The sequence below is a fragment of the Microbacterium sp. 10M-3C3 genome, from assembly GCF_003931875.1.
Classification (GTDB): domain Bacteria; phylum Actinomycetota; class Actinomycetes; order Actinomycetales; family Microbacteriaceae; genus Microbacterium.
This window is the reverse complement of the sequence record NZ_CP034245.1, coordinates 812,710-832,540: the sequence shown is the minus strand read 5'-3', so window position 1 is coordinate 832,540 and position 19,831 is coordinate 812,710. Positions and strand designations below refer to the sequence as shown.

The window sequence follows — 19,831 nt, the reverse complement described above, 5'->3', positions numbered from 1 at the left end:
CGTGATCGCCGACCCGGCCGCCCTGCGTGAGCGGCTCGGCGCCGCCCTCGCGGACTGAGCCCGGCCACCGCATCCCAGCGCCCTGCGGCGATCGACGCAACCCCCGACGGATGCGGCGAGCCGCCGCCTACGGTGGCACGCATGAAGATCGACGACATCCGCTGGAACGAGCAGGCCCGCGCGAAGATCCTCGACGACGCCGATCGGGTGCTGCGCGAGGCGGTGCTCGACATCGCCCGCACGGGCGGCGGCATCACGTCGGACGAAGCCTTCCGGCAGCTGACCGCGCGGCTGAAGGACCGCTTCATCGACTGGGAGCCGGGCCCCGACCTGCGCCGGTTCGCGGATGCGATCGCGAACGGCGAGCTGCCCGCCGCATCCGAGCCCACCGGCTGACGCCGCCCCGTCGCGCGCAGAATTCAGGCGCACCGGCACCCCGGGGCGAGTTTGCCACCCTGACGCGCGCTCGGCCTGAATTCTGCGCGCACGCGAGCGTGAGCGTGAGCCGCAGACGCCGCCGCGCACCGGCCCCGGCCCCGGGCCCGGAAACGGTTCGATCCCCTCCGCGGACCTCGAAGTCGATCCGTGGAGGGGATCGTGCGCGGGGTTCCCCCATGCCCGGACGAGAACGACCGCGCGGCACCGACGCGAACCCGCCGCTCGCTCCCCCCGGGGAGCGGCGCACTCGCTGTCCGCCTCCCCCGAGACGGACGCGAAAAGCGTATTCCGGCCGACCGGGCACCGTCCTCCCCCAGGACGGGGGGAAACATCCGGTGAACGCGCTCCGGGAGTGCGCACAGGCGGGCGCCGCGCGCTACAGCACTTCGCGCGTGCGGCCGCGGTCGTCGAGCACGATGCGCGAAACGGCGTCGCCGTCGGTGCGCACGACCCACATCTCGTCGCGACCCTGCCCCCCGCGCACGACGAGCGACCCGGATGCGGCGGCGTCGACGATCTCGCCGAGCCGGTGCACGAGGGCGGGGTCGGGCGTGCCGGCGGGGTCGCCGTCCCACAGGAGCAGCACGCGGATGCCGCGGCGGCGGGCGCGCGCGATCGCGGCGATGAGCTCCTCGTCGCGCGCGAGGGGCGAGCGCATCCGATCGCGGATCGCCCCCTCGGTGACGGCGAGCTCGGTGAGGTCCGCGTCGTCGAGCGCGTCGGCGGAGGCGAGGCGCTCGAGGAGCGGTGCCGCGTCGTCGCGGATGCGCTGCATCTCGCGGCCGTACTCGGCCATCGCGATGGCGGAGGCCTCCGCCTCGAGCGCGGCGCGCGCCTCGACCGTGCGATGGCGCTGCTCGCGGCGGAGGATGCTCGCGAGGGCGGGGCGCCACAGGATGGCCGACGGCACCATGAGCCCCGCGACCCCGAGGACGTAGATCGCGTCGGGGGATGACACCAGGCCGGTCGCGGCGCCGATCGTCGTGGGCGCGACGCACGCGAGGACGGCGACCGTCGCCCAGCGGGGGTTGCCCCGCGCGAAGAGGATCGCCGCCATCGTCGTGGCGTTCGCGACGACCCAGATCTCGCTGCCGTTCGCGTAGGCGATGAACCCGATCGCCGCCGCGAGAGTGGCCACCAGCGCGGTGGCGGCGGCGCGGGCGGGGGCGAGGCCGCGCGAGGCCCGTTCGGTGACGAGCACCACGGCACACAGGTCGAGGGCGAGCGCCGCGGCGTAGTGCCAGCGCGCCTCCGGCGTGGCTCCGAAGCCGCCGGCGAGGATCGCCGAGACGACGCCGCCGGCCCACAGGATGACGAAGCCCCACCGGGCGCCCTGCGTGCCGAATCCGCCCGAACCGGTCTCGGCCCCCGTCAGCGCTGCCACGTCATCACCACCCGGGTGCCCTCGCCGGGCACGCTCGTCAGGCGGGCGCGGCCGCCGCGCAGGGCGTCGATGCGCCCGACGATGCTCTCGCGCACCCCCAGCCGCTCGGGGTCGACGCGGCCGAGGTCGAAGCCCTGACCGTCGTCGCTCGCGACCACCTCGAGTCGATCGGCCGTGCCGGTGATGCGCACCTCGATCGCCGCCGGCCCGGCGTGGCGGACGCTGTTGCGCACCGCCTCCCCGAGCGCGCGGCCGAACGCGTCGACGACGTGGCGGGGCAGCGTGCCGGGCTCCGCGATCGCGCTGACGAGCGCGGCGGGGGCGAGCTCGCGCACGTGCGCGGCCAGCTGCGTCGTCGCGGTCTCGGTGGGCAGCGCCGCATCCGGATCGGCGTCGGGCGTCTCACGGTCGAGCACCGCGAGCGCCGCACGCGCCTCGGTGCGCAGCTCCTCGGGGATGCGGCCGCCCAGCTGCATCGCCGCGGTGAGCACCGCGAGCACGTCGTCGTGTACGAGGCGGGCGAGCGCCCGCTGCTGCTCGGCCTCGGCGCGGGCGAGGGCGCTGCGCCGCTCGCTGCTGCGCGCCGCCGCCTCCGCGGCGAACGCCTGCCGCAGGCGCGTGCGGACGGAGGTCAGGATGAGCACGAGCGTGACGCCGGTGAGCGCGAGCGGAGTGTTGTGGATGACGCCGTCGGGCACACCGCCCGTGACGACGAGCGCCGAGGCGATCGGGGCGAGGGCGATCCCGATCGTCCACATGATCGCCTTCCACGTGACCATGAGGAGTCCGAGCAGCATGACGCCGGCCGGCAGCAGCGGCCAGATCCACGGCTGCAGGGCGTCGGCGTCGGCCGGGCTCCACGCCGCGAACATCGTCACCTCGAGCAGCCAGCACGAGAACGCGATCGCGCGCCACAGGAAGCGCACGCAGCCGATCGAGATCCGCAGGTGCGCGACGACGAGGAGCACCTGCATCCCGAGCATGACGACGGCGACCGCCGGCCACCACCACTGCACGTGCGGGAAGACGACGAGCACGGGCGCCGTGCCGAGGAGGAACAGCATCCCCGCGAGCGCGGCGAGCGCGGTCAGTCGCCGTTCAAGCCGATCCTGCGCGTCGCGCGTGAGGTGCGGCTCAGCGCTCGTCGACAAGGCCGTCCTCGACAGCCCGGCGGTACAGGTCGACCTTGGTGGGCGCGGGCCGGTCGGCGGCGGCGTACTTCGCGCGGATGCGGCGGATGTGGTCGACCACCGTCTCGCGCGAGACGAACAGGGCCGCCGCGACCCGCTCGGCCGTCTCCCCCGCCGCGTACAGCCCGAGCACTTCGCGCTCGCGGGCGCTCAGGCGCGCGGAGACGAACCGGTGGTCGTCTTCGAGCGCCGCGGCCCAGTCGGCGCCGGCCGCGACGCCGCCGTCCGCGACGGTGCGGACGGCGAGCGCGATCGCCTCGGGCGGCTCGGTCTTGCGGACGACCCCGGAGGCGCCCGCGCGCGCGGCCTCGCGCAGGAGCGCGGGCTGGTCGGAGCCCGAGTAGGCGAGCACGGGCACCCCCGTCTCGCGCAGGCGCGTGACGTTGTCGGTGACGCTCGACCCGTCGCCGAGGAGCAGGTCGAGCAGCACGATGTCGAGGGCGGCGCCGTGGGCGAGCAGCGAGTCGACGTTCGACGCCGTCACGACGACGTGCATGTCGGGCTGTGTCTCGAGAGCGGCTCGGGCGCCGAGGAGCAGGGCGGGGTGGTCGTCGATGACCCCGAGGCGCAGTTCACGCACGCAGTCTCCCCTCCGCTCGTGCTGCGAGCCTAGCGCTCCCCATTGGACTCGCGGTCCCACGTGCGCTCGCCCGGACGCCGAGCGAGCGCAGCGAGACGAAGCGCACCCCGCCCGACGCCCGTCCCTGTGCTTGTCGCAGGTCGCCTCGCCAGCACCGGGGTGTCACTTCTCGCCGCATCCAGGGCCTCGAAGCGACCCCACCCGCCACCCGAACGAGCGCCCCTCGCATCCGCGTGGCACGTGACGCCGCATGCACCTCCGCCAAGCGACCGCAGCTGACACCCGAACCGCCGCCGCGACCCGGCGCCCCCGAACGCCCCGGGATGCGGCACTCTAGAACCGTGACTTCCAACGACGGAGGCGCATGGGACGCGTATGCGGCCGCCCTGGGCGAGCGGCTGCGCGAGGCGCGCGAGCGGTCGGGCCTCACGCAGGAGCAGGTGGCGCGGGCCGCGGGCATCGCGACGTACACGTATCAGAAGCTCGAGAACGGCGAGTCGAACCCGGCACGCCCGCCAATCCGCGGCTGCAGACGCTCGTGTCGCTCGCGCGGGTGCTCGGCGTCGACGCATCCGAGGTCCTCCCGCACGACGTCGCGCGCTAGCGCCTACTCCGGGTCCGACCCGTCGGCCTGGAGGAAGCGCAGCAGCGACACTTCGCGGCTCTGCCACGGCGACACGCGCACGCGCACCATCGTGAAGCCCTCGGCGCGCAGCCCCTCGGCGGTCGGCTCGTCGAGCCGGATGCGGCGGCGCACCCGCTCCCACCCGCCGCGGAAGGAGTAGAACTCCACGATGCGACGATCGCGCGTGTCGGCTCGGCGCCTGGCCACACCCACCTCCCGAACCGGTGGAACCCCCGTCACCCCGGTCGAGCGGAAAATACCACGCATACATGGCGCGCAGATGTCGTCGCGGCGTCCCGGAGCGAACGCCGTCACACCGCGCGGTGGCGTCGCAGGCGCTGCATCCGCCCGAAACGCGTCGCTCACATTCGCGGCCTACGCTGGGCGGATGCTCCGGCCCGTCACCGCTCGCACGCGCGGCGTGCTCGTGGCGCTGCTGGTCGTGTACGCGCTGACGCTCGCGTTCATCGCGTTCTGGCCGACGCACGTGGACGAGGGCGCCGGGCACGTCCTTGCGGCGATCACGCGGCGCTTCCCGTGGGCGACGTACGCGCGGATCGAGTTCAGCGCCAACATCGCGCTGTTCGCGCCGTTCGGGTTCCTGCTGGCGGGGCTCGTGCGCGCGTGGGGCTGGGTGATCGCGATCGGCGTGGCGTCGAGCGCCGCGATCGAGCTCATCCAGGGCACGCTGCTGCCGGGGCGCACGGCGTCGGCGTGGGACGTCATCGCGAACAGCCTCGGCATGGTCGCGGGCGTCGTCATCGCGCTCATCTGGCGCTCGTCGTCCGAGCACGCGTCGGCCCGCCGGGCGCCGCGTGCGTCATAGGAGCGCATTCTCATGCGCGCGTCTTGCGGATCGCTGCTGACTTCTCGCTAATATCGGACCGAACCCGATGCACAGGTCGCACGGCACCGCGACCTCGGAGGTTTGCGAAGACCCCCGCTCTACGACGAGCGGGGGTCTTCCTCGTGAAGGGGCGGTGCGGATGCGGCGGCTCAGCCGAGCGTCGGTGTGCCCCCCGGCGACGTCCCGCCGAGCAGGGTGCCGACCGTCGCGAGGGCGATCCAGATGCCGTTGTAGACGGCGTGCGCGAGCACGGCGCCCCAGATGCGGCCGGTGAGGAGCACGATGAGGCTGTTGATGAGGCCGACGAGTGCGAGCGACACCGCCGCATCCCAGGTGACCGGGGCGAGCAGCGCGTGCGCGACGACGAAGAGGCCGGTCGAGACGAGCGCGGCCGCGAAGGTGGCGATGCCCGCGCCGGCCAGACGCCGGACCGCGGTGTAGACGGCGACGAGCACGAGCCCGCGGAAGAAAAGCTCCTCGAGCACCGGTGCGACGATCACTCCGGCGAGCAGCTGGTCGAACCACCAGTTCGACGGCAGTGCCCCGCCGCTCGAGTACGCCGGCCACGCGCTGCTGCCGCCGGCGGCCATCTCGAGCCAGCCCTGCACGAGGCGGAGGATCAGGCCCAGGGCGATGCCGTAGAGCAGGTCGAGCGGGCGGAACCGCAGCAGCGCACGGGGGCGCGACCGCGCGAACGCGAAGACGACGGGCGCGAGGAACGCGACCCACACGACGAGCAGCGAAAGCGTGGACCCGAGCGGCTGCGGCGCGAACTCGTTGAGCGCGGCCGCGGCGACGAGGCCCGCGCCCAGGCCGAGCACCGCCCAGCCGAGCAGCTCCCAGCCCCAGAACTGCACCGAGGTGCCGCCCTCGAGCCACGTGCGGTGGCGGCGCGATCCGCGGCGGCGCGGCTTCGACGAGGTGGGCGCCGGATCGCGCGGCGCATCGTCGGGAGACTCCTCCGGCGGCCGGAGGGTGCGCAGTTCGGCCTCGATAGACTCGGACATCGAGCCCAGGTTACCGGGCGGGCGTTTCGTGGCCGTGTCGCACCGGACGCCGAACCCGCGCCACCGGACGCTGAGCGAGGCGAAGCCGAGCCACCGGACGCTGAGCGAGGCGAAGCCGAGCCACCGGACGCTGAGCGAGGCGAAGCCGAGACGAAGCGCACCACGCTCCCCGGCCCGACAGAATGAACTCATGCTCGACCTCGATCTGAGCGGCCTGTTCGATCACCGCGACGAGCGATCCGTCGCGCCGACGATCCAGATCCTCACCGTGTGCACCGGCAACGTGTGCCGCTCCCCCTTGGCCGAGCAGCTGCTGCGCACGCGCCTGCGCCCGCTCGATGTCGCCGTCTCGAGCGCCGGCACGCGCGCGCTCATCGACAAGCCGATGGAACCGGATGCGGCGCACCTGGCCGCGCAGCTCGGCGTCGCGACCGACGACAGCGCCGCGCACCGGGCGCGCTGGCTGAACGAGTCGCACCTGCGCACGCCCGACCTCGTCCTCGCGATGTCGCGCGAGCACCGCCGCGACATCGTCGAGGTCTCCCCCGCCGCGATCCGCTCGGTGTTCACCGCCCGGGAGTTCGAACGCCTCGCGCGGGATGTGCCCGAGGCCGAGATCCGCACGACGGCGGAGGCGGCGGGTACGAACCCGCACGCGCGGGTGCGCGCGGTGCTCGATCTGCTCGCGAGCCGTCGCGGCCAGCTCGAGGTGCCCGCCGATCCGTTCGATGACGACGTGATCGACCCCTACCGGCGCTCGTGGGAGACGTATCAGCTCTCCGCCGCGCAGCTCCTGCCGGCGATCGGCGAGATCGTGCGGGTGCTCCGCGCGACGTTCGCGTGACACCGGGTCATCCGACCTGCGACAACCGCGACCGCACCGCGCGCGTGGTGTCGTCGGCGAGCAGCTCGCCGGCGCCCGCGACGAGCCCGTCGTACACCTGCGCGACGACGTCGGCGGGCGTGTTCATGCCCGCCGGGTCCATGCCGGCGTTCATCGGGGTGTCGGTGTAGGCGAGGTATACGCCCATGACGTGCACGCCCTGCGGCGCAAGCTCGAGGCGCAGGCCCTCGGTCTGCGACCACAGCGCCGCCTTCGACATGCTGTAGCCCTTGCCCGCGGCGTACCAGCTGAGCACCGACCCGATGTTCACGAGCGCGCCGGATGCGGCGACCAGCCGCGGCGCGAAGGCCCGCGCGACGAGCAGCGGTCCGAGCGTGTTCGTCTCCCACATCGCCTCGATGTCGGCCAGGTCGCCGGTGAGCAGGTCGCCGCGACGGAGGATGCCCGCGTTGTTGATGACGATGTCGACGTCGGGCGCCGCATCCGCCGCCTGGGCGATCGCGTCGCGGTCGGTCACGTCGAGGCTGAGCGGCACGACGCGCGCGTCGCCCCACTCCCGCGGGGTGCGGGCCGCGGCGTAGACGCGGCGGGCGCCGCGCGCGAGCGCCTGGGTGACGAACTCGGCGCCGAGGCCGCCGTTCGCTCCGGTGATGAGGATCGTGGCTCCGTCGATGTCGGTCATGACCGTCCTTCCTTTCCGGCGAGCACCGGGTGGGAGTCGGCCCGCAGCGGCACGCGAGTGAGGAGCGCCGCCGCGGCGGCGGCGACGATGAGCAGCGCGTAGCCGGCCGTGACGCCCGCCAGGCCGAGGTCGGCCGCGAGCTGCCCGGCGACGAAGGCGGGCAGGCCGTAGGCGACGTACGCGACGACGTAGATCGCCGAGATCACGCCGCCGCGCTCGTGCGTGGCCGCCGCGGCGGCGAGCGGGCGCAGCGCGGCGGCGAAGCCCAGGCCGTTGCCGACACCGCCGACGATCGCGGCGAGAGCCATGAGCGGCGCAGACCCGCCGACCGCGGCGGCGAACGCGAGCGCACCGCCGGCGAGGAGCGCCGTCGCGCCGACGAGACCGGCGCGGGCGGCCGGCAGCCGCGTCAGGGCGATGCCGGCCGCGGCGGCGGTGGCCGGCTGCAGGAAGACGAGCACCGCCGCCGGCAGACCGTCGACCCCGACGGCGTGCGCGAACGCCGGAACGAGGCCGAGGAACAGACCGGAGGTGGCCCACGCCGCGGCCACGAGCACCGCCGCGCGCGCGAAGGCTCCGCGCAGGCGGCGGGGCACCGCGACACGCGGCACGAGCGACCGCCATGCGCCGGGGATGCGCGACGACGACGCCGGGGTGAGGAGCGACCCCGAGATCGCCACCGCGATGAGCACGATCACGGGCACGAACACCGCGACGACCGGCAGTGCGGTGCCCTGCACCGCGAGCCCTCCGGCGAGCGCGCCGAGCGCGAGGCCGCCGATCGGGAAGCTGCCCGCGATCTGCGTCATCCGATCGCGGCTTGCTGACGGCACCGTCTCCGACACCATCGCTGTGAACGCGCTCGTGGCGGCGCCGGTCGCGACGCCCTGCACGGCGCGGGCGAGGATCAGCCAGCTCGCGTCGTCGGCGAGGAGGAAGAGCACGGATGCAGCGGCGAGCAGCAGGAGCGCCCCGATGAGCACCGGACGGCGGCCGAGGTGGTCGGAGAGCGAGCCTGCGACGAGGAGCGTCACCAGGAGGGTGAGCGCGTAGATCGAGAACATGATCGTGAGCGTGCTCTCGCCGAAGCCCCACCGGCCCTGCTCGTACACGAACAGCGGGCTCCCCGCCCCCGCCGCGCCGGCGACCGTGAGCGCGCCGGTCAGGTTCAGCGCCGTCGCCAGCCGCTGCCGTGGCGTCCACCGCGTGACCTGCGAAGCCGGTGCGGCCGCAACACTTTGGGACATGCCACGCTCGCTTTCTTGAGAAAAGTTGATCGCTCGAACGCTAGACCATAAACTTTCTTCAAGCAAGTGAATGCCGAGGAGGCCGTACATGCCGCTGAGATCCGACTGGAGCGCGGAGGCATGCCCCATCGCACGGGGCATCGACGCCATCGGCGACCCCTGGACGCTGCTGATCCTGCGTGAGGCCGTGTCGGGCGCGCGCCGCTTCGACGACTTCAAGCGGCGGATCGCCGCATCCGACAACGTCCTGGCCGCGCGCCTCGCGACGATGGTCGAGCAGGGCCTCCTCGAGACGCGTCCCTACTCCGAGGGCGCCCGCCCCCGCCACGAGTACGTGCCGACCGAGGCCGGCGCCGACGCCGTGCCCGTGCTCCAGGCGTACGCGGCGTGGGCGCACCGCCACCGCCCGTCGGCGAACGAGCGTCCGCCGTTCGCCGTGGTGTGCGGCGTATGCGGCGAGACGTCGGAGCGCGCGGAGACCTGCGCGCACTGCGGGGCGGCGCTCACGGTCGACAATGGCGTGCAGTGGCGCCGGCCCGGCAGGGACGCCGTCGTCGCCGTCACGCGCGCCTGATCCCCCTTTCCGAGATACCGCGGCCGTACCGTCGGCGCTTGTCTCGGCTCTTCGCCGTTTCCGTCGACGGCCGGAGGCACGGGCGCGCGCCGCCGCTTCACTGATCCCACCGGCATCCCGCCGGCACACATCGGAGGAGACACCATGCGCCACCTCGACACCGTCCCCACGTCCACGATCGACGATGCGGACGTCCGCACGACCGCCCCGCGGCGCGTCCGCACCGTCCACGCGATCGACCTCGAGAACCAGCTCGTCACACGCGGCCGCCGGATGACCACGGCGGATGCTGCGCGCTGGTGGGCGGTATACCGCGACGAGGCCGTCGGCGTCGGTCCCGACGACCTTGTCTTCGTGGGCGTCTCCGTCCACACCACGCGCGAGCTGCGCCCGGCCTTCGAGGGCGACCGTGTCATGTGGCGGATCGGACACGCCGGCCCCGACGGCGCCGACCTCGCGCTCCTGTCCGCGCTGTACGCGCCGCAGTTCGCCGGCAAGTACCGCCGTCTCGTCATCGCCAGCGGCGACCACATCTTCGCGCCGCTCGCCCGCCACGCGCGCGAGGTCGGCATGAAGGTGCAGCTGGTCCACGGCCGCAACGGCGTCTCGTCCGAGCTGGCCGCGCTCGCGTCGACGCGCACCACCATCCGTCCGGTCGCGCGGTCGCAGGAGGCTCGCGCACTGTCGGCCATCCGGCTCGTGCACACCGCCGCCACGGCCGCGTGATCTCCGTCTCCCGAAAGGAACCACCATGTCCACCACGCCGGCGCTTCAGCGGGCCATGTACATCTGCCGCGCGTGCGGCGCTGAGATCGCGTACCCGTCTCGGTTCGTGAAGTGCCCCGTCTGCGGTATCAGGTGGGGATGACGGTCAGCGCTCGTGCGGCGCGAGCAGGTCGTCTCCGAATGCCTCCCGCCATAGCCCGTACAACCCGGCGCTGCGGTCGTCGAGCAGGCGCCACACCGCCGAGCCGGCCGTGATGCGCCCGAGCGCGCCGGCGCTCCATTCGCGGCCGATGAGCCAGTCGGTCAGGTTCTTCAATCGCGCGAGCGTCATCGTCGTCGTCGCACTGGGGTCGCCTTCCTCCTCCGGCGCGAGCGGGCGGGTGAGAGCGTCGAGATCGATGAGCGACTCGTTGACGTCGTAATGGAGCGCGGGCAGCACGGCGCGCGCGAGGAAGGCGTGCCACAGGATCGAGTGCACCAGACGCGGCAGGACGGCGTCGGGTATCGGGAACGGCAGAGTCGTCACCTGCCGGTAGATGTCGAGCAGCACGGCGGGATAGTCGAGTTCTCGCGGGTCGTCGAAACCGAAGGTGGCGGCCACGGTCGCCGACACGCACGCGCAGCGGTAGTAGATCTCGAACGCTCGGAACACGAACGTGCGGTCGGAGATGAAGCCGGTGCTGTAACGCGCTCCCTCGAGCTCGCCGTGGTCCCACAGCTCCCCGATCAGGTCGAGGGCGTCTCCCGCGGCGTGCATCGCCTGGTGGACGAGCCTGCGCCACTGGCTGCGCTCGACACCGGCGAGCCACTCGTCGTCTCCGGTCAGCAGATGTTCGAGCCATTGCACCGCCGACCCCGCGATGTTGAGCTGCATCTGCTCGACCATCTCCAGGTATTCGCGCTCGCGGCGGACGCTGCCGTGAGCGGCCTTGGTCTCGAGCTCGGCGAGCCCATGTCGTGCGGTGGCGAGCGCCAGCCCGGGTGTGCGGCTCCCCTGGTTGCTGAGCGCATCGTTGCGATGAGTCGAGAAGCGGTACGCTCCCTGATCCCCGGCGGAGGTCAGGAGCGCAGTGCGGATGCGCGGCAGCTGGTCGGCCCGCAGCTCGGCGCGCACTCGCCGGGTGGCAGTGGCGAGGTTGACCGTGTAGTCGCATATTTTCAGCACGTGCACATCGACGTCGCGTTGAAGGTGTGCCCTGATGCCGACGCGACGCGACAGGTACCGCTCGACGATGTCGGCGTTCGGGTGCGCACGCACGGTCTCGGCCGCGTGGAACAGCTCCTGCACCCGGGGCGATGCGTCGCGCACGTACGACGGGCTCGGCGCGTTCTCGAGTCTTTCGACGCTCCGAGTTCGCGCTGCGCGCGCGCGATGGAGCGTCGCCCGCTCTCTGTGGAGCTGCTCCGGCAACTCCCCCTCGAAGACGCGCCGCAACCCGCCGATCTGCGCGATCGTCTCGGCGACGCTCGCGCTGTCCCACTCCGCGAGCGCGGTGTAGAAGCACATGGCCGCGATAGCCGCAGTGGATTGGCTCTCCTCATCGCCGACTGCGGGCCGGGGAGCGTTGCGCTCTGCCGGGGTTCGGAAGTCCTCCATCGAGAGCTTCAGCCACGGGCGCACGACGTCGTGCTGCCAGTGCCACTTGAGCGCCACGTTGCCCTTACCGCCGCGGATGTAGTCGGAATGGAGCGCGACGACCCGGCGACGCAGCACTTCGAGGTGTCTCTCGCGTTCGTCCGTGAGCCAACCGAGCGACGTCTCGAGAGTGCCGAGACGGTCTTTCACGATCTGGAGCATGTCGCCCCGCTCCTCGCCCGGCGGCCACAGCTCCGGCTTCTGCCGCCACACCTGGGGCCGCGTGTGTCGCGTGCTCGGGTGCAAGTGGCGAAACGGGGTGGTGGCGAACCACTGATCGAGCGCTGCGAAAGCGGAGGGATGCCGCGCGATGCGACGCACCCAGTCCCGGAGGCGGGTCTGCTCGGCCTCCCGTTCGTTGCTGCGCTGCACGGCATCCGCGATCGCCGGATCGGGCTCGACCTCCGTCGGCACAGCGTCGACGCCGACGTATGCCCGCGCCTGCGCAACAGCTTCCGCCGGCGTCGTCCCCAGGCGGGGATTCAGCACATCGTCGGGATGCGTCGCGACCTGGTCGTAGACGGCACGGAGGGCGGACCGCGCCCGCGCGAGATAGTCAGCGCGCCAGCTGCCGTCGTCGTGGTGCACGATCGCGCGAGCCGCCGCTCCGACCGCGATCCCGTTCCGCGGGATGCGACGCTGCAGGATCACCCCGCGGTAGAGCTGCGCGAGCTCATAGATGCTGTCGTCTCGCACCCCGTGGTCTGTGTCGACAGGGTCGTCGATGAGCGTGCCGTCGCGCGCGTCGAGCCACCACTCGATGAAGCGGGCTTGCGAGACGCCCATGAGCGCGAGCAGCCGATCCTGCTCCCCCGACGCCGACGCCTGCTCGTGCTGCGCGAGGAGGGCGAGCTTCTCGTCGCGCGTGAACCGGTTCCCCATGGAGTCAGCATGGCCTACGGCGGCGACCCATGACGAGCGCCAGCAGACATAGAGTCCAGACCGTGGCGCCCGGTCCCGCAGCCGGAGACGAAGATGGGGCGCGCGCGGAGCTGCTGCGGCCGGTGCTGGGCGACGGGTGCGGTCACATGACGGCGATGGATGTCGTCTCGCTCGCCGCCGAAGGACGCGTCGCTCATGACGCGCTGGTCGACCTGCTCGCCCGCTGGCCGTACGGCCCCCGCGTCCGCCGCTTCGCGCCGCCGCGGGTGCTGAGCTCGCCCGACAGTCTCGACGCGGTGGATGCGGCGTTCTTCGACGCCCGCCTTCTGACCGAATCGGAGTACGACGCGATCCTGTCGGCGGTGCTCGACGGACGAGGTTCGGACGCCCCACCGCAGACCCCTTCCGAGCCGACAACCGAGACAAATCCCCGCCCCGGAACCGGGTTCTCTCGTCACTCCGGCGAATAGGCCTCCCGCCGCGGGAAGGTGCGCTCGCATCCGGTTTTCTGACAGACACGCCGCCACCCGAGCGGCCGAAGGAGGAGAACCGACATGAAGCCTTTCCGCCGCACCCCACCCAGGGACGCGACGACGGTCTCACTCGAGCCCGCTCCCGGATCGTCGTCCGGGCCGCTGCAGATCCGGCACCCGGAGGCCCTGTCGCCGGTGTTGCAGCCCGTGCTCGCCATGGACCCGTTCGCGCACGTCGACGAGCTCCGGGCGCTCGTGATCGAGAAGGTCGGCGGCCTCGCAGCCGCGCGCGCTCTCGATCAGGACACGCTCGACGCACTCATGAACCAGATCAGGTCGTGGCGCGCCACCTGGGAGCACCACCAGCGCCAGCAGGCCGAGAGCCGGCGCAAGGTCGCCGCGATGCTCCTCGCGCAGATCGGCCAGAACCTCACGACCTCCCGGGCCCGGCTGGCACGTCTCCGGGTCGAGCGCGACGACCTCGTCGATCTGCGCAACGACCTGCTGGCGCGGCTGGGCTTCTCCGCTGCGGCGACGCGCCCCGCAGCCCTCGAGGAACTCGTGAGCGACGAGAGCTCGATCCTCGATGGACACCTCCCTCCTGCGGCGCCTGCCGCCGCATCCGCTCTCGGCCGGAACGGAGGGATCCGATGACCACCCTCGATCGCACGCCGCCGCAGTCCGCATCGAGCGGCCCGTCCGGCGATGCCGCCGACGTCGTCGCACGCGCCGACGGCATCCACGCGCGGGCCGCGGTGCTGCATCCTCGCCGCTTCCCGGTCTTGCGGACGACCCTGCTCGTCGGCATCGCCCTCGCCGACGTCGTTCTGGCCGTGCCCGCGTTCAACGCCGCGCTGCGCAGCTGGACGGGCTTCTCGGTGGTGTGCGCGATCGCGTTCTCGCTCGTGACGGTGCTCGCCGCCTTCACGAGCGGGCGGGAGTACCGCCGCGGCCACGCGCGCCTCAGCGTGGCGGCCGCCGCGGCGGCGATCGCGGTCATCGCGGGCCTGTTCCTGCTGCGGCTGTTCGCCGCGGGGCAGCTCGCCGACACGGTCGCGTACGAAGGCGGCACCGCCGCGGGCGACGAGATGGCGAGCGAGCTCGTGATGGCGACGGTTCTCGCGGTCCTGATGGGAGCGACGGCGGTCCTCGCGTGGCTGGACGGGCGAGACCTCACCCCGAGCCGCGACGAGAGCGCGCTCCGGCAGACCAACACGGCACTCGAGGCCAAGGCCGGCCAGGTGGCCGCGCTCGAGGGCGTCGTCGAGCGCGAGAAGGCGGATCGAGCGACCGCGGTGTACGAGCTGCGCCGCATCGACCCCGATCTCGCCGACGCTCTCCGCGCCCTCGACGCGCTCGCGCTCGAACTGGTCGAGCTGGCCCGCTACGAGGTCGCGCGTCACTTGGGCGACCCCGCCGCGACATCCGGACTCGACCGCCCGATTCGCCTCGACCGCACCACCGCACCCGAAGAAGAAGAAGGAGACGTCCGATGACCGCACCGTCCGCCCATCACGCTGCGCTGCGCGCGCCGCTGTCGGCACCCCTCGCCTATCCCCTGCGCCTGCGCCTCTACGACGGGTTCGTCGTCGGCCGCCGCGACGCCGACACGAGCCTCGCGCACGAGCCGGTGTCGGGCCGGCAGCCCTCGGCGTCGCTGCGACGCCTCGACGCCGAGCTCGGCGAGCGCTGCGAGCGCGAGCTGTGGCAGGCGACCGCCCAGGCGGCCCCGCTGATCGACCGCCGCGGCGAGATCCTGCACGCGCTGCCGGCACTGCGCGCCCAGGTCGACGCCCTGCGCGCTCGCATCGAGGCCGGGTCGGCGTCGTCGGACGCCGAGTTGAACCGCGTGTCGGCCACGGAGGCGCATCTCGCGCCGGCCGTCGTGCGCGCACGGCGCCAGCGCGAGGCGGCCGCACGCCTGGCCGCACCCCGTGCGCAGCTCGCGGCGCTCGAGGCACGCATCGGCGCGCTCGAAGGCGAGAGGGCGCAGCTCGAGGGCTGGCTGACGACGCTGTTCGACGGGCTCGTCACGCGTGCCCGGGCGCTCGCGAACCTCTATGAGCGCCGAGCGGGCACGCTCGTGCGCTCCTACCTGCGGCGTACCCCGGCGCCTGACGCGCACCGTCACCCGCTCAACGCGCGCGCGCCCTTCGCACCGCCCGCCTGGTCCAGCGGGCCGAACCCGTGGCTCTCCTCGGCCGCTGAGGCGGTCGAAGGGCCGCCCCCGCAGCCGACCGTCTGAACCCCACCCGAGAGAGGTCCTGCCCATGATCCGTTCCGCTCCCACCGGCCGGCGCTTCGGCGCCGTCGCCGCCGCCCTCGCGTTCCTCCTCGTCGTCCTCACCGCGTGCGTGGACGACGACAAGCGACCGCTCGACGTCGTCGCCCACGACGGCATCGTGTTCGTCGCCGTGGCGCACGCGAACGCACCGGCGCCCGACATCCCCGTCGCCTTCCGCGACCTGATCACCGCGTCGATCGCCGCCGCCGCGCCGGTCACCGTCGTGAGCCTCGACGGCACGCCGGAGGTGTCCTTCCGCGCCGCGGGGTACGAGATCTCCGACGAGAACCCGGATGCGACCGACGTCGACATCCGTCGAATCGAGTCGCGTCTGCTCACCGCGGTCCGCGATGCGGCGCCCGACAGCGACGGCAACGACCTCGGGGCCGCGCTCGCCGTCGCTGCCGACCAGCTCCGCGCCGACGGCGCCACGTCGGGGGCGATCGTCGTCGTCGACAACGGCATCAGCGACCGCGGCTTCCCCGACATGACCGCCGACGGCGCGTCGTTGGCGACGCCCGCCTCCGTCGTGGAGTTCGCGCAGGCTCACGATGAGCTCTGGTCGATGCCGGCCGGCACCACGGTCTACCTGGCGGGCATCGGGTACGTCAGCGCCCCGCAAGACGCTCTTCCCCCGCGGCAGCGCGAGAACATCCTGGATATCTGGAGCGCGCTCGTCTCGGCGAGCGGCGCGAAGGCGGTTGCCGTCACCACGCCGCGCGGGGGCGAGAGCACGTCGTCGTCCTTCTCGACCGGGTTGCTCGCGCCGGCCGAGACGGCGCCCTTCACGGTGCAGACGACGGGCGGCAGCGTCCGCGCCGACCTCGCCGGCGACGTGCTGTTCGACTTCGACAGCCATGCTCTGCGCCCGGATGCGACGCCGGCGCTCGCGCGTCTGCTCGAGGTGGTCGCGACCACGCCGGGACACGTGACCGTCATCGGCCACACCGACGACGTGGGAAGCGCGGAGGAGAACGTCGCGCTCGCCGAGCGTCGCGCCGCATCCGTCGCCGCGTGGCTCATCGCGAACGGCATCGACCCCTCGCGCATCTCGACCGTGGGGAAGGGAGAGGCCGAGCCCGTCACCGCGGGAACGTCCGAGGAGGACCGCGCCGCCAACCGCCGCGTGGTCGTCGAGATCGCCCCCGAGCGGTGACGCGCGGGAGTCAGCGAGATCGAGAGGAGGTGAAGACATGGCCTGTGCCTGCGTGAAGGAGGGGAAGCCCCAATGCGCGTGGTGCCGGGAGGCGGTCCTGATGGGTCGCCCGCCCGCCCAGCACAACTGCCAGTGGTACGGCGGCTGCTCGTAGCCACCCCGCTGACGGGCCGTCCGGGCGTCGCGTGTGGGGACGCGCGCCCGGCGGTTCTCCCCACCCCATCGAGACGGCCGCGAAGGAAGTGTCGTGTACGCAGAACCTGTCCCGAGTCCTGACGCACTCCTCGACGCCTTCGTCCGCGATCTCGCCCGGTACCGGCCGGGCACGAGCTGGCAGGGTGCGCGGCTGGCGTCCTGTTCGCGATGCAGCGCATCGCTGTACGCGCAGATCGGGCCGCTCGTCGACCTGCCGCACGAAGCGACCTGCGCCCTGGTCGCCGGCCTGCACGCCTGGACGAGTGCTCAGGTTCGCCGCCTGCTGCCCGAGTCGGGCGCGGAGCGCGCATCCGCCCTCGAGCACGCTCACGCCCTTCAACTCGCGCGGGCGGCGGTGTGGTTGACGCTCGGGCGCTACGCACAGATCATCGCGGACACGCGCGATGTCGTGACCCGTCCGAGCGTGGGCCGGTGGGCGCGTCGTGGCGCCGAGGCTGTCGCCCGGCTCTGGGAGGAGGCCTGAGGAGAATCGAGCGTCCTTCAGTCGACCAGTCGACACACGTTCTGGCTCGCTACTCGCGCGTCACCAGGCGGAAACATGGGGTGTGCGAGGATGAACCGCGTACTGAACCCCCGAGAGGCGTCATGGAGCTCAGCGACTACATCCGCATTCTGCGCAAGAACTGGCTGGTGATTGTCGCGACCACGCTCATCGGCATTGCCGTGGCGGCCGGCTACTCGCTCACGCGTACTCCCATGTACGACGCCTCCAGCCGCGTCTTCGTCTCGACGCAAGCGGGCGGAACGGTGCAGGACCTGCAGCAGGGTGGCACGTTCGCCCTGCAGCGCGTCGGCACTTATGTCCAGCTGGTTGAAACACCGATCGTCCTGAACCCAGTGATCAACGAGCTCGGACTCGAGGGCACAGCGGACGACCTCGCCCAGCGCGTGTCGTCGTCGACGCCCCTCAACTCCTTCCTCATCGACATCTCGGTGCAGGACGCCGATCCCGTGCAGGCGGCGAACCTCGCCAATGCGATCGCCGCAAGCCTCACCGAGGCGGTGGAGAGCATCGAGCTGCGCAGTGACTCGCAGCAGAGCCCCGTGCAACTGACGCGCGTGAAGGACGCCCTGCCGGAGGCCCGTCCGGTGAGCCCGAACGTGCCGCTGAACCTCGCCCTCGGCGGGCTCGTGGGCCTCGCCCTCGGAATCGGTATCGCGGTGCTGCGCGCAGTGCTCGACAACAAGGTCCGGACGGCACGCGACGTCGAGGGCCTCACCGACCGCCCAGTCATCGGGGCGATCCCCTTCGATCCGAAGGCCAAGGAGCGGCCGCTCATCCTCGAGGCCGACCCGCACAACACACGGTCCGAGGCTTTCCGCGCCCTGCGCACCAACCTGCAGTTCCTCGAGATGGACGGCGGGCACAGCTTCGTCATCACCTCGAGCCTGCCCAGCGAGGGCAAGTCGACCACGACCCTGAACCTCGCCCTCGCACTTGCCGATGCGGGCAAACGCGTCGCGCTCCTCGACTGCGACCTTCGCAAGCCGAAGGTCGCCGAATATCTCGGCACCGAGGGCGGCGCCGGTCTCACGGACGTCCTCATCGGTCGCGCGCGCGTCGCCGACGTCATGCTTCCGTGGGGCAAGCGCCCGCTCTACGTGCTGCCGGCGGGCAAGGTGCCGCCAAACCCGAGCGAGCTGCTCGGCTCGAAGCAGATGGGCCAGCTCCTCGACGCGCTGAGCAACGAGTTCGACGTCGTGTTATGCGACGCTCCCCCGCTGCTCCCGGTGACGGACGCGGCGATCCTAGCGCGCTCGACCGCCGGCGCCATCGTGATCGCCTCCGCCGGCCGCACGACGACCAGCCAGCTGAGCGGCGCGTTGGATGCTCTCGACACCGTGGGAGCAAAGGTCGCGGGCGTCGTGCTGAGCATGGTTCCGACGCGCGGACCCGACGCCTACGGCTATGGGTACGGCTACGGGTACGGCGGCTACGGCACCTACGTGCCGTCGAAGAAGCGCGGCGACAAGCGGTCCGGTGGCGAGCGCCGCGGCCCCGCCGTCGAGACTTCCGCCACGGATCCGCTCATCTGACGAAGGAACACCATGGCCCGACGGCCCCCCGGAGTTTCTCGATCCATACCTTGGCTGGCCGGCGCAGCGATCGCCGTCGTCGCTGTGGCTGCGATCGTCCTGTCAGTGGCGGCGGTCGAGCGGGTGCGGTCGACGGCCGCGAGCGACGCAAGCCCGATCCCGACGTTCTCATTCGGCCCTGGAACTGCGTCGCCCTCGCCCACTCCGTCACCCACCGCCACGCCGAGCGGGCCGGCCTGGCCGGCGGCCGACGAGCGATTCCTCACGGCTGGATCAGGGGTGCTGTGGCGGGCGACAGCGGGTCAGTGCGGCGGCCCCGCGCCCGTTGTCGAGCGATCGACGGATGCCGGTGCAACGTGGACCGACGTCACCCCCACGTATCGCGGCATCGCGCAGGTCATCTCTCTCGACGCCTTCGCCGGCATCCAAGCGGAGATGGTCGCCGCCACGGGACCGAATTGCGAAGTGCAGGCGCTGCGGACCTTCACCGAGGGTGAATTCTGGGCACCGTACCCGGATGTGCTCGCCGCGTCGAGCTACCAAGACCCGAAGGCGCGGTCGGTGATCATAACGCCGAGCGGCACGCTGGAAGCTCCCTGCGCTGACCCGCGCAGCGTGCGCGCGGCGGGCGATAAGGTCGCACTCGTGTGCAGCGGCAAAGCCTGGCTCACTCAAGCCGGTAGATGGCAGGAGCTCGGCGCGACGGACGTACTTGCCGTCGCGCTGACCGAGGGCGACCCCCTGGTCGCGGCCCGCGCCGATGGATGTAGAGGGATGAACTCGTCCGCAGGTACCTCAGTGGTGACCTGCGTCCCCGACGTCGATCCGTTCGCACCCACCGCCCTGACCACGTCCGGCGCCGACGTCCTGACCTGGTCAGGCGACACATTTCGTTCTTCTGGCCCCTGAGCGAGGATCCGTCTGCCGAGCAGACCAGCCTCTGCCGCGATCGTCCCCCACGTGTCCCCCATCTCGACACGTTCCCGTTACATGGCGCTGGTAC

21 protein-coding genes are annotated in these 19,831 nt (G+C 72.4%); 13 read left to right on the top strand and 8 right to left on the bottom strand.

Features of this window, described 5'->3' with window-relative positions:
• Positions 1-141: 141 nt before the first annotated feature.
• Positions 142-396 carry a hypothetical protein gene (locus EI169_RS03970; protein WP_125131178.1) on the top strand — a complete coding sequence of 85 codons (255 nt, stop codon included), beginning with the start codon at positions 142-144 and terminating at the stop codon, positions 394-396.
• A 418-nt stretch (positions 397-814) separates the two neighbouring features.
• Here the strand turns inward: EI169_RS03970 and EI169_RS03965 are convergent, their stop codons facing one another.
• The 4 genes from EI169_RS03965 to EI169_RS16755 all read right to left on the bottom strand — a co-directional run bounded on the left by EI169_RS03965 (position 815) and on the right by EI169_RS16755 (position 4,385).
• Positions 815-1,822: a hypothetical protein gene (locus EI169_RS03965; RefSeq protein WP_125131177.1), complete on the bottom strand. Its 1,008-nt coding sequence runs from the start codon at positions 1,820-1,822 to the stop codon at positions 815-817.
• A complete protein-coding gene (locus EI169_RS03960) occupies positions 1,810-2,973 on the bottom strand; it encodes an ATP-binding protein (protein ID WP_125131176.1) in 1,164 nt (387 codons plus the stop codon). Before EI169_RS03960 ends, EI169_RS03965 begins: the two co-directional genes overlap by 13 nt.
• Positions 2,957-3,592, bottom strand: a complete 636-nt coding sequence (locus EI169_RS03955) for a response regulator transcription factor (protein ID WP_205783871.1) — start codon at positions 3,590-3,592, stop codon at positions 2,957-2,959. The genes EI169_RS03960 and EI169_RS03955 overlap by 17 nt, the downstream gene beginning before the upstream one ends.
• 607 nt (positions 3,593-4,199) lie before the next feature.
• Positions 4,200-4,385 (bottom strand): alternative tryptophan synthase beta-subunit, encoded by a 186-nt coding sequence (locus EI169_RS16755; RefSeq protein WP_125131175.1) that lies wholly within the window; start codon positions 4,383-4,385, stop codon positions 4,200-4,202.
• Between the two features lie 220 nt (positions 4,386-4,605).
• On the opposite strand from EI169_RS16755, the gene EI169_RS03940 reads away from it, so the two are divergent.
• Positions 4,606-5,043 (top strand): VanZ family protein, encoded by a 438-nt coding sequence (locus EI169_RS03940; protein WP_164515427.1) that lies wholly within the window; start codon positions 4,606-4,608, stop codon positions 5,041-5,043.
• 170 nt (positions 5,044-5,213) lie between these two features.
• On the opposite strand, the gene EI169_RS03935 is transcribed toward EI169_RS03940, so the two are convergent.
• A complete protein-coding gene (locus tag EI169_RS03935; protein ID WP_164515426.1) occupies positions 5,214-6,071 on the bottom strand; it encodes a CPBP family intramembrane glutamic endopeptidase in 858 nt (285 codons plus the stop codon).
• Between the two features lie 190 nt (positions 6,072-6,261).
• Here EI169_RS03935 and EI169_RS03930 point away from each other — a divergent pair, with 190 nt between their 5' ends.
• Positions 6,262-6,915, top strand: a complete 654-nt coding sequence (locus tag EI169_RS03930) for a low molecular weight phosphatase family protein (protein ID WP_125131172.1) — start codon at positions 6,262-6,264, stop codon at positions 6,913-6,915.
• Positions 6,916-6,922: 7 nt separating this feature from the next.
• Here the strand turns inward: EI169_RS03930 and EI169_RS03925 are convergent, their stop codons facing one another.
• Both EI169_RS03925 and EI169_RS03920 read right to left on the bottom strand, forming a co-directional pair.
• The gene (locus tag EI169_RS03925) at positions 6,923-7,597 is read right to left on the bottom strand and encodes an SDR family oxidoreductase (RefSeq protein WP_125131171.1); all 675 of its coding nucleotides are present in this window, start codon (positions 7,595-7,597) and stop codon (positions 6,923-6,925) included.
• Entirely contained in the window at positions 7,594-8,844 is a 1,251-nt protein-coding gene (locus EI169_RS03920; RefSeq protein ID WP_164515425.1) for an MFS transporter, read from the bottom strand. The genes EI169_RS03925 and EI169_RS03920 overlap by 4 nt, the downstream gene beginning before the upstream one ends.
• 88 nt (positions 8,845-8,932) lie before the next feature.
• Between EI169_RS03920 and EI169_RS03915 the strand changes: the two genes are divergently transcribed.
• The gene (locus EI169_RS03915) at positions 8,933-9,418 is read left to right on the top strand and encodes a helix-turn-helix domain-containing protein (protein ID WP_125131169.1); all 486 of its coding nucleotides are present in this window, start codon (positions 8,933-8,935) and stop codon (positions 9,416-9,418) included.
• Between the two features lie 144 nt (positions 9,419-9,562).
• On the top strand, positions 9,563-10,144 hold the full coding sequence (locus tag EI169_RS03910) for an NYN domain-containing protein (protein ID WP_125131168.1): 582 nt from the start codon (positions 9,563-9,565) through the stop codon (positions 10,142-10,144).
• A gap of 145 nt (positions 10,145-10,289) precedes the next feature.
• Here EI169_RS03910 and EI169_RS03905 read toward each other — a convergent pair whose 3' ends face one another.
• Positions 10,290-12,662, bottom strand: a complete 2,373-nt coding sequence (locus tag EI169_RS03905) for a hypothetical protein (RefSeq protein ID WP_125131167.1) — start codon at positions 12,660-12,662, stop codon at positions 10,290-10,292.
• 62 nt (positions 12,663-12,724) lie between these two features.
• Here EI169_RS03905 and EI169_RS03900 point away from each other — a divergent pair, with 62 nt between their 5' ends.
• From EI169_RS03900 to EI169_RS03865, 8 genes are all read left to right on the top strand, one after another.
• Positions 12,725-13,132, top strand: coding sequence for a hypothetical protein (locus EI169_RS03900; protein ID WP_125131166.1), 408 nt, complete (start codon positions 12,725-12,727; stop codon positions 13,130-13,132).
• A gap of 84 nt (positions 13,133-13,216) precedes the next feature.
• Positions 13,217-13,789 (top strand): hypothetical protein, encoded by a 573-nt coding sequence (locus EI169_RS03895; RefSeq protein ID WP_125131165.1) that lies wholly within the window; start codon positions 13,217-13,219, stop codon positions 13,787-13,789.
• Positions 13,786-14,631 carry a hypothetical protein gene (locus tag EI169_RS03890; protein ID WP_125131164.1) on the top strand — a complete coding sequence of 282 codons (846 nt, stop codon included), beginning with the start codon at positions 13,786-13,788 and terminating at the stop codon, positions 14,629-14,631. The genes EI169_RS03895 and EI169_RS03890 overlap by 4 nt, the downstream gene beginning before the upstream one ends.
• Positions 14,628-15,380, top strand: a complete 753-nt coding sequence (locus EI169_RS03885) for a hypothetical protein (RefSeq protein ID WP_125131163.1) — start codon at positions 14,628-14,630, stop codon at positions 15,378-15,380. The genes EI169_RS03890 and EI169_RS03885 overlap by 4 nt, the downstream gene beginning before the upstream one ends.
• Positions 15,381-15,405: 25 nt before the next feature.
• The gene (locus tag EI169_RS03880) at positions 15,406-16,575 is read left to right on the top strand and encodes an OmpA family protein (RefSeq protein ID WP_125131162.1); all 1,170 of its coding nucleotides are present in this window, start codon (positions 15,406-15,408) and stop codon (positions 16,573-16,575) included.
• A 247-nt stretch (positions 16,576-16,822) separates the two neighbouring features.
• Entirely contained in the window at positions 16,823-17,254 is a 432-nt protein-coding gene (locus tag EI169_RS03875; RefSeq protein WP_125131161.1) for a hypothetical protein, read from the top strand.
• Between the two features lie 122 nt (positions 17,255-17,376).
• A complete protein-coding gene (locus tag EI169_RS03870; protein ID WP_125131160.1) occupies positions 17,377-18,828 on the top strand; it encodes a polysaccharide biosynthesis tyrosine autokinase in 1,452 nt (483 codons plus the stop codon).
• 84 nt (positions 18,829-18,912) lie between these two features.
• Entirely contained in the window at positions 18,913-19,737 is an 825-nt protein-coding gene (locus EI169_RS03865; RefSeq protein WP_125131159.1) for a hypothetical protein, read from the top strand.
• Positions 19,738-19,831: the final 94 nt, after the last annotated feature.

Coding starts and splice junctions, on each gene's coding strand:
- EI169_RS03970 (WP_125131178.1), top strand. CDS start 142: ATGAAGATCGACGACATCCGCTGGAACGAGCAGGCCCGCGCGAAGATC.
- EI169_RS03940 (WP_164515427.1), top strand. CDS start 4,606: ATGCTCCGGCCCGTCACCGCTCGCACGCGCGGCGTGCTCGTGGCGCTG.
- EI169_RS03935 (WP_164515426.1), bottom strand. CDS start 6,071: ATGTCCGAGTCTATCGAGGCCGAACTGCGCACCCTCCGGCCGCCGGAG.
- EI169_RS03930 (WP_125131172.1), top strand. CDS start 6,262: ATGCTCGACCTCGATCTGAGCGGCCTGTTCGATCACCGCGACGAGCGA.
- EI169_RS03925 (WP_125131171.1), bottom strand. CDS start 7,597: ATGACCGACATCGACGGAGCCACGATCCTCATCACCGGAGCGAACGGC.
- EI169_RS03920 (WP_164515425.1), bottom strand. CDS start 8,844: ATGTCCCAAAGTGTTGCGGCCGCACCGGCTTCGCAGGTCACGCGGTGG.
- EI169_RS03915 (WP_125131169.1), top strand. CDS start 8,933: ATGCCGCTGAGATCCGACTGGAGCGCGGAGGCATGCCCCATCGCACGG.
- EI169_RS03910 (WP_125131168.1), top strand. CDS start 9,563: ATGCGCCACCTCGACACCGTCCCCACGTCCACGATCGACGATGCGGAC.
- EI169_RS03905 (WP_125131167.1), bottom strand. CDS start 12,662: ATGGGGAACCGGTTCACGCGCGACGAGAAGCTCGCCCTCCTCGCGCAG.
- EI169_RS03895 (WP_125131165.1), top strand. CDS start 13,217: ATGAAGCCTTTCCGCCGCACCCCACCCAGGGACGCGACGACGGTCTCA.
- EI169_RS03890 (WP_125131164.1), top strand. CDS start 13,786: ATGACCACCCTCGATCGCACGCCGCCGCAGTCCGCATCGAGCGGCCCG.
- EI169_RS03885 (WP_125131163.1), top strand. CDS start 14,628: ATGACCGCACCGTCCGCCCATCACGCTGCGCTGCGCGCGCCGCTGTCG.
- EI169_RS03880 (WP_125131162.1), top strand. CDS start 15,406: ATGATCCGTTCCGCTCCCACCGGCCGGCGCTTCGGCGCCGTCGCCGCC.
- EI169_RS03870 (WP_125131160.1), top strand. CDS start 17,377: ATGGAGCTCAGCGACTACATCCGCATTCTGCGCAAGAACTGGCTGGTG.